10 protein-coding genes are annotated in these 6,086 nt (G+C 35.5%); 8 read left to right on the top strand and 2 right to left on the bottom strand.

All coding sequences use genetic code 11. The features are described from left to right. Positions 1-2: 2 nt before the first annotated feature. Entirely contained in the window at positions 3-1,364 is a 1,362-nt protein-coding gene (locus ADJ83_RS10315) for an IS4 family transposase (protein ID WP_048717398.1), read from the bottom strand. Positions 1,365-1,652: 288 nt separating this feature from the next. On the opposite strand from ADJ83_RS10315, the gene ADJ83_RS25570 reads away from it, so the two are divergent. Further along, the gene (locus tag ADJ83_RS25570) at positions 1,653-1,808 is read left to right on the top strand and encodes a hypothetical protein (protein ID WP_155986793.1); all 156 of its coding nucleotides are present in this window, start codon (positions 1,653-1,655) and stop codon (positions 1,806-1,808) included. Positions 1,809-2,301: 493 nt separating this feature from the next. On the opposite strand, the gene ADJ83_RS10310 is transcribed toward ADJ83_RS25570, so the two are convergent. After that, positions 2,302-2,583 (bottom strand): hypothetical protein, encoded by a 282-nt coding sequence (locus ADJ83_RS10310; protein WP_031540120.1) that lies wholly within the window; start codon positions 2,581-2,583, stop codon positions 2,302-2,304. Between the two features lie 186 nt (positions 2,584-2,769). Here ADJ83_RS10310 and ADJ83_RS10305 point away from each other — a divergent pair, with 186 nt between their 5' ends. The 7 genes from ADJ83_RS10305 to ADJ83_RS10280 all read left to right on the top strand — a co-directional run. Further along, on the top strand, positions 2,770-3,144 hold the full coding sequence (locus ADJ83_RS10305) for an iron chaperone (RefSeq protein WP_031540119.1): 375 nt from the start codon (positions 2,770-2,772) through the stop codon (positions 3,142-3,144). A gap of 21 nt (positions 3,145-3,165) precedes the next feature. Next, positions 3,166-3,828: a DUF1801 domain-containing protein gene (locus ADJ83_RS10300; protein ID WP_081836734.1), complete on the top strand. Its 663-nt coding sequence runs from the start codon at positions 3,166-3,168 to the stop codon at positions 3,826-3,828. Positions 3,829-3,921: 93 nt separating this feature from the next. Beyond that, positions 3,922-4,098, top strand: coding sequence for a hypothetical protein (locus ADJ83_RS25565; protein WP_155986791.1), 177 nt, complete (start codon positions 3,922-3,924; stop codon positions 4,096-4,098). 90 nt (positions 4,099-4,188) lie between these two features. Next, entirely contained in the window at positions 4,189-4,419 is a 231-nt protein-coding gene (locus tag ADJ83_RS10295; protein WP_031540117.1) for a hypothetical protein, read from the top strand. Positions 4,420-4,603: 184 nt separating this feature from the next. Beyond that, positions 4,604-5,086, top strand: coding sequence for a DUF2975 domain-containing protein (locus ADJ83_RS10290; protein WP_031540116.1), 483 nt, complete (start codon positions 4,604-4,606; stop codon positions 5,084-5,086). Between the two features lie 10 nt (positions 5,087-5,096). Next, on the top strand, positions 5,097-5,312 hold the full coding sequence (locus ADJ83_RS10285) for a helix-turn-helix domain-containing protein (RefSeq protein WP_031540115.1): 216 nt from the start codon (positions 5,097-5,099) through the stop codon (positions 5,310-5,312). Between the two features lie 2 nt (positions 5,313-5,314). Continuing rightward, on the top strand, positions 5,315-6,086 hold a 772-nt coding region (locus tag ADJ83_RS10280), incomplete at its 3' end, for a DUF817 domain-containing protein (RefSeq protein WP_048717730.1).

The raw sequence follows: 6,086 nt of genomic DNA, 5'->3' as shown, positions 1-6,086 counted from the left end.
ACTCAACTTTCGCATACCAAATTAGGCAGGTAAGCTCTGATATAACTAGGCAGACCTGCAATCCATTGTGATAGTTGATTTTTAAGTAATTGTTGTGTTTGTTTATTGGTTTTCTTCAAGACATCTTGAAGAAGCTCGATTAATTGCTGCAATGCGACAGCCCAATCAAGTTCATTTACTTCATCACAAAGGTCATAAAATAAGCCACCTAATGTGCGTTCATCTGTGTGGCAACGATTTTGCCAAGATAGAATGATGTATCTAGTAAAAACTATGGTTGTATGACTGATAAGTAAGTCATAGGAGCGTCCTTGAAATTCTTTCTGTAAGCGAAGGAGCGATTTTGTCGTCTTAAAAAACACTTCAATATCCCAACGAATCCCGTAAATACGGACGATTTCTTGTTCGGAAAGAGTGCAATCTGTGCTAAGAATCGCGAGCCATTCGCTTTTCTTATTACGATTTTGAACGAACACGACTTTAACGGGTACACCGTTTTTCATCGTCGTCATGACGGAACGAAGAAGCCCTTTCTTTCCTTGAAGTGGTGACGCTAACCGATAGAGTTCTTTTAATGAAACCATTTGACCATTCATTTGATAACGTTGCTTTGCATTTTTGACCATACCAATAACGTCAAGCCCTTGTTCGACGATTGCCTGAATCAAAGGTTGTTGAGTAAACCATGTGTCCATCAACACGTAAGAGGCCTCGATTCCACTGGATAATGCCCGTTCAATCATTGATGGGATTTGATCAGGCGCAGACTGGAGAGCTTCAACACGACGCTTATAACCAGAACATCGTTTATCCATTTCTTCGTTGATTCCATTAATAGAAGAGGTTTTTGAGCTTAGTAAAGAGAAGTCAACAGGCATGAAGGTATGCCCATCTGACCAGCCTAATGTAAGCATTCGAAATCCTTTATAAAATCGCATTTTCAAGGAAGCATGATCAAAACAACGGGCAAGCAATTCCACGTTCTTACTACGATTTCGATCAAATGTAGAGTCATCAATAATAAGCACTTTCGGACGGTCCATTGATGTAAGCACACTGACCTTTTGAATGGTAGCTGTACTAAAGAATAAAAGAAATTTCCGCCAAGCAAACTTGGAATGATTTAAAAAACGATAGACGGTATCCTTACCCGGATAACGCTCGCTCTTTTTTGAAGTGACAAGGGCAAACCAATTTTTTTGATGAAAGATTAGACTAAAAACAAGCTGAAACAGATAGGCACATGAAAACCCAAAGTTTTTTCGAATACCCGCTTGGCGAAGGTACTTCGACACTTGTAATTCAGAGAATACGGCAGAAAGTTCATTTGGTAGTTGCTCATTCGAGTGTTTTTCCTTTATCATAGAGAAGGCACCTCTTCTTTGTGGTAATGGTTTCTAGTCAATTCCACTATACCAAAGATTGAGGTGCTTTTTCTGTTTAAAAGTAATTGTCAAGCACCTAAAGTGAGCGTTCTTAAAGCTTTGATAGACCTAAAACAAGGTCGATTTTCAAGGTGCGAAAGTTGAGTTACTTAATATAACAAAATTAGGAGGAAAAAAGATTCGATTTCAACTAAATGGCCAAATAACTTTTGGATAAGATTAAAAGGAATGACTTTTCATATACTGATAATAAAGGAGGGGATAAGAATGAATCCGATTATCGTGATTATCATTATCGATTTGACTGTTCTCATCGATTGTTTCTGGTTTGATGTGAATAAAAAAAGGTGGGGATGGATGAATAATTGGACTAGCTTGAGTAAGTGGATCTTCTTTCAGCATTTATCATCGTTTCAGTATTAATTTACGTTGGTATAAGTGCAGTATATTTCTCAGCTTAGCGTTTAGAGTATGTTTAAAAAAGAGTGGGGATTTTGATATGCTTGTAGAAAACGGTTGGTTATATAAAAAGAACGAGATCGAACTTTTAGATTATATTTTTGATATAGTTATAAAGTATCCGAATTCAGCAAGTGCCAAATTTGAACTAGGAAATAGGCATGACTACAATCAGGGAGTTCATAAAATAATATTGGGAATTAAATAATGCTTTCGCTGTTCTAACTGTTGCAGAAATTCGTTTCCTACATCTACTCTCCATATCTATGTTCTTAGGAATAACCTTACATAATGCAAATAGGGAGTCAGAAGGTATGAAGATGTATTAAGAGCAATTATGCGACAAATGAACTACGAATTTAGAAAGATATACTTTGCATTCGATAACTACATTAACAAATAAAAAACATTAAAGTGCAGTCATTTTATGTAAAATAGGCTTAAACACTTGTTAAGCCTATTTTTTATCCCGGTTGGTGGTTTTGTATTTTTGGCCTTTGCCGTCATAGGTGATCCACTCCCCAACAGGATCGCCCATGTTAAAGTAGCCTGAACGCTTTATTGTCCCATCTATACGATACCATTCCCAATAGCCATCAGGTGTATCATCAATAATCTTTCCTTTTGACCAAATTGTTATTCCGTTAGCATGATACTTAATCGTATCCTCAACTATTAGATCCAGTTTCTTTTCTTTTACGCCATTAGGGTGTATTATGTCACAATTTTTCTCGTCCATGCATACCTCCAGATAATTGTTTATTGATATTATGGGATAGAAGCTAGGATGCTCTGCATTTAGTATTTTCACTTAAATTTTACTAAATCGCGACTCTCACCTTCTTTGTAATCAGAATACCAAATGAATGAAAGATATGGTAGACTAGAATCAAAAAAGGCAAGATTGATTTTTTGGAGGCTGATTATGGAAGTTTTTGCAGAATATTTAGAACGCATTGCTAATCCAGCGCATCGTGCTAGAACAAAAGAGGTTTTGGAGTGGGTAACAAATAATTTCCCTAGTTTAGTAACGAGAATTGCCTGGAATCAGCCGATGTTCACAGATCATGATACATACATAATTGGCTTTAGCGTTGCAAAACATCATTTGGCAGTCGCACCTGAAAGAGCTGGAATCATCCAATTTTCTGATGCAATTGTACAAGCTGGTTATGATCATACCAAGCAGTTGGTACGAATTAAGTGGGAAAGCCCGGTTGATTTCTCCTTACTTGAGAAAATGATCGAGTTTAATATTACTGATAAAGCAGATTGCATGACATTTTGGAGAAAAGAGTAAAATGTAGAAGGGGTTTATTAGATGGCAAATAGGAAACTAAATCCTAAAGTAGAGGAATTTTTAAGTAAAGATAGTCCGTGGAAGGAAGAATATGTGAAGTTAAGACAAATTGTTCTTGAGTGTGAAGAGCTTGTGGAAGAATTTAAATGGATGCATCCTTGTTACACAATAAAGAATAAAAATATTGTATTAATACATGGATTCAAAGAATATTGTGCCCTTTTATTTCATAAAGGTGCTCTGTTAAAAGATCCTCAAGGAATTCTAATCCAACAAACGGAGAATGTACAAGCAGCAAGGCAAATTCGATTTACTAGCTTACAGGATATAGTGAAATTGGAATCTGTCATAAAAGAATATATTCATGAAGCAATTGAAGTGGAAAAATCCGGTTTGGAAGTAACGATAAAAGAGCACAAAGAATACATCATTCCAGAAGAACTTGAAACGAAATTTGAAGAAATTCCAGAATTGAAAACTGCCTTTGAAGCATTGACGCCAGGACGACAAAGAGCATACATTCTTCATTTTTCTCAACCAAAGCAATCCAAAACTAGAGTTGCAAGGATTGAAAAAGCAATGGAAAGAATTCTAAATGGCAAGGGCTTAAATGACTGTATTTGTGGATTATCTCAAAAAATGCCCAATTGTGATGGCTCGCATAAGTTTGTTTGCAAGAAATGAATGATTTCAATGGGAGGATTGTACTGATTTCACACGAATGAAGTACAACCTCCTTTTTATACTGAAAGAATAAGCGTAATAAAGAGCTATAAAATGCCTAATAAGAAATCGTGTTATGGACAAAAGATACAGATCGCTATTCAATATGTAATAGATAATGGCGCTACCATGTTATCTGTCCCACATGATTTTTTAAAAGATTTACGCGCAAGGTGGGTGCAAGAATTCGATGGGAACCTAATTCAAATTGTTTGTAAAAGACAGATTTGAATTGCCCTGATTTACGAATGGCAAATAAAGAAGGAATATTCTGTCTAAACATAGAATAATACATAAAAATATGTTTAGAGAGGTGTATGGATGGACCAAATTAGCTGTATTTCCTACATTTTGCATCAGTCTTGTGAAGAAAACATAAGAAAAATAGCGATTGATCTGTTAATTGGGGATCTTTCGTTAAAAGAAGCAGAAGAAATTTCACCTCAAATGAAAAGAGAATTAAAGAAGGCAAAAGCATTGTATAAAAGTCATCGGGTTGATTTAAAGGCCGTTTCAGTATTTGTCCAAGACTTTATGTTTGTAACAGGATAGCTACCCATTGAAAAATAATATAGATAATAAATCTAATTTTTAAGTATTTCTCTTGCTAAGAAATGCTTTTTATTTTGCTTTAAAAAAAAACAATAAAAAAAGTGTATAAAATGATAATAATTTATTGTAAAACGATAAATGATATGGTAAATTCAAATAGAAATAAATAAGTGAGGTGTTTTTGATGAAACAGGTTTCAACGCTCTTTTTAAAGATTGCTGTTATTCTTATTGGAGTACCCATTCTTGCATTATGCATTTTTTTAGTACCGGAAATCGGAAAATTTGCTGCTGAATTGTATCCAAATAATGCTTATATAAAATATCTAATAATGCTTGATTTTTATGCTGCAGCTATTCCTTTCTACTTTGCATTGTATCAAGCATTTAAACTGTTAAACTATATTGATAGGAATGACGCATTCTCGGATTTATCGGTAAATGCATTAAAGAAAATAAAAAACTGTGCCATCTCCATTAGTGCTATTTTTGTGTTGGGTTTGCCGTTATTTTACCTTATAGCAGAAGTGGATGATGCCCCTGGGATCATTTTAATGGGACTGATTCTGATTTTTGCTTCGATGGTGATTGCCGTTTTTGCTGCCGTACTTCAAAAGCTATTAAAAGAGGCAATTGATATAAAATCAGAAAATGACTTAATCGTTTGAGGTGATATAAATGGCAATTATAATCAATATTGATGTGATGTTAGCAAAAAGGAAAATGAGTGTGACTGAACTATCGGAAAAGGTTGGAATTACAATGGCGAATCTTTCTATCTTGAAAAATGGCAAGGCAAAAGCAATCCGGATATCCACACTGGATGCAATTTGTGAAGCGTTGGATTGCCAACCTGGTGATATTTTGGAATATAGAAATGATGGAGAAATCTAATGATGAAAGGTCTAAAGCAGCTTATCTATTTTGGTTGGGAACAAGCATTATCTTGTATATTTCCTGTCGTTATTTTTGTTTCTTTGGCACTCACTAAAATGATAGAACTTCCCTTGATACCAAGATACGATTGGCTGCTACTTATCTGCCTTTTGATGCAGTGGCTAATGGTACGCACCGGTCTTGAAACGATAGATGAGTTAAAGGTGATAACCGTTTTCCATTTAATCGGACTTGCGCTGGAGCTTTTTAAAGTACATATGGGTTCCTGGTCTTATCCTGAAGACGGCTATACAAAAATATTTGGCGTCCCATTATATAGCGGCTTTATGTACGCAAGTGTAGCGAGTTTTCTCTGTCAGGCATGGAGGCGATTAGAGGTAGAGCTAGTAAATTGGCCACCATTTTTAGTTGTTGTTCCTCTTAGTGCAGCCATTTATTTGAATTTTTTTACCCATCATTATTGGCTGGACATTCGTTGGTATTTATCTGGATTGGTACTAATCGTGTTTTGGAAGTCCTGGGTATTATACAAGGTAAATGGTATTAGATATCGTATGCCACTAGCCCTCTCCTTTTTATTGATTGGATTTTTTATTTGGATAGCAGAAAACATTGCTACATATTTCAGTGCATGGGAATATCCAAACCAAAGAGATGCCTGGAGTCTCGTTCATCTGGGAAAGGTGAGCTCATGGCTGTTATTGGTGATTGTTAGCTTTCTTATTGTGGCAACCTTGAAGCAGGTTAAGGGTAATATGACTAATAGTAAAG

Source organism: Bacillus sp. 522_BSPC (genome assembly GCF_001076885.1).
GTDB lineage: Bacteria > Bacillota > Bacilli > Bacillales > Cytobacillaceae > Niallia > Niallia hominis.
Note: the sequence above shows the minus strand (reverse complement) of the source record. Positions and strands in the feature narration are given on the sequence as shown.

Coding starts and splice junctions, on each gene's coding strand:
- ADJ83_RS10315 (WP_048717398.1), bottom strand. CDS start 1,364: ATGATAAAGGAAAAACACTCGAATGAGCAACTACCAAATGAACTTTCT.
- ADJ83_RS25570 (WP_155986793.1), top strand. CDS start 1,653: ATGAATCCGATTATCGTGATTATCATTATCGATTTGACTGTTCTCATC.
- ADJ83_RS10310 (WP_031540120.1), bottom strand. CDS start 2,583: ATGGACGAGAAAAATTGTGACATAATACACCCTAATGGCGTAAAAGAA.
- ADJ83_RS10305 (WP_031540119.1), top strand. CDS start 2,770: ATGGAAGTTTTTGCAGAATATTTAGAACGCATTGCTAATCCAGCGCAT.
- ADJ83_RS10300 (WP_081836734.1), top strand. CDS start 3,166: ATGGCAAATAGGAAACTAAATCCTAAAGTAGAGGAATTTTTAAGTAAA.
- ADJ83_RS25565 (WP_155986791.1), top strand. CDS start 3,922: ATGCCTAATAAGAAATCGTGTTATGGACAAAAGATACAGATCGCTATT.
- ADJ83_RS10295 (WP_031540117.1), top strand. CDS start 4,189: ATGGACCAAATTAGCTGTATTTCCTACATTTTGCATCAGTCTTGTGAA.
- ADJ83_RS10290 (WP_031540116.1), top strand. CDS start 4,604: ATGAAACAGGTTTCAACGCTCTTTTTAAAGATTGCTGTTATTCTTATT.
- ADJ83_RS10285 (WP_031540115.1), top strand. CDS start 5,097: ATGGCAATTATAATCAATATTGATGTGATGTTAGCAAAAAGGAAAATG.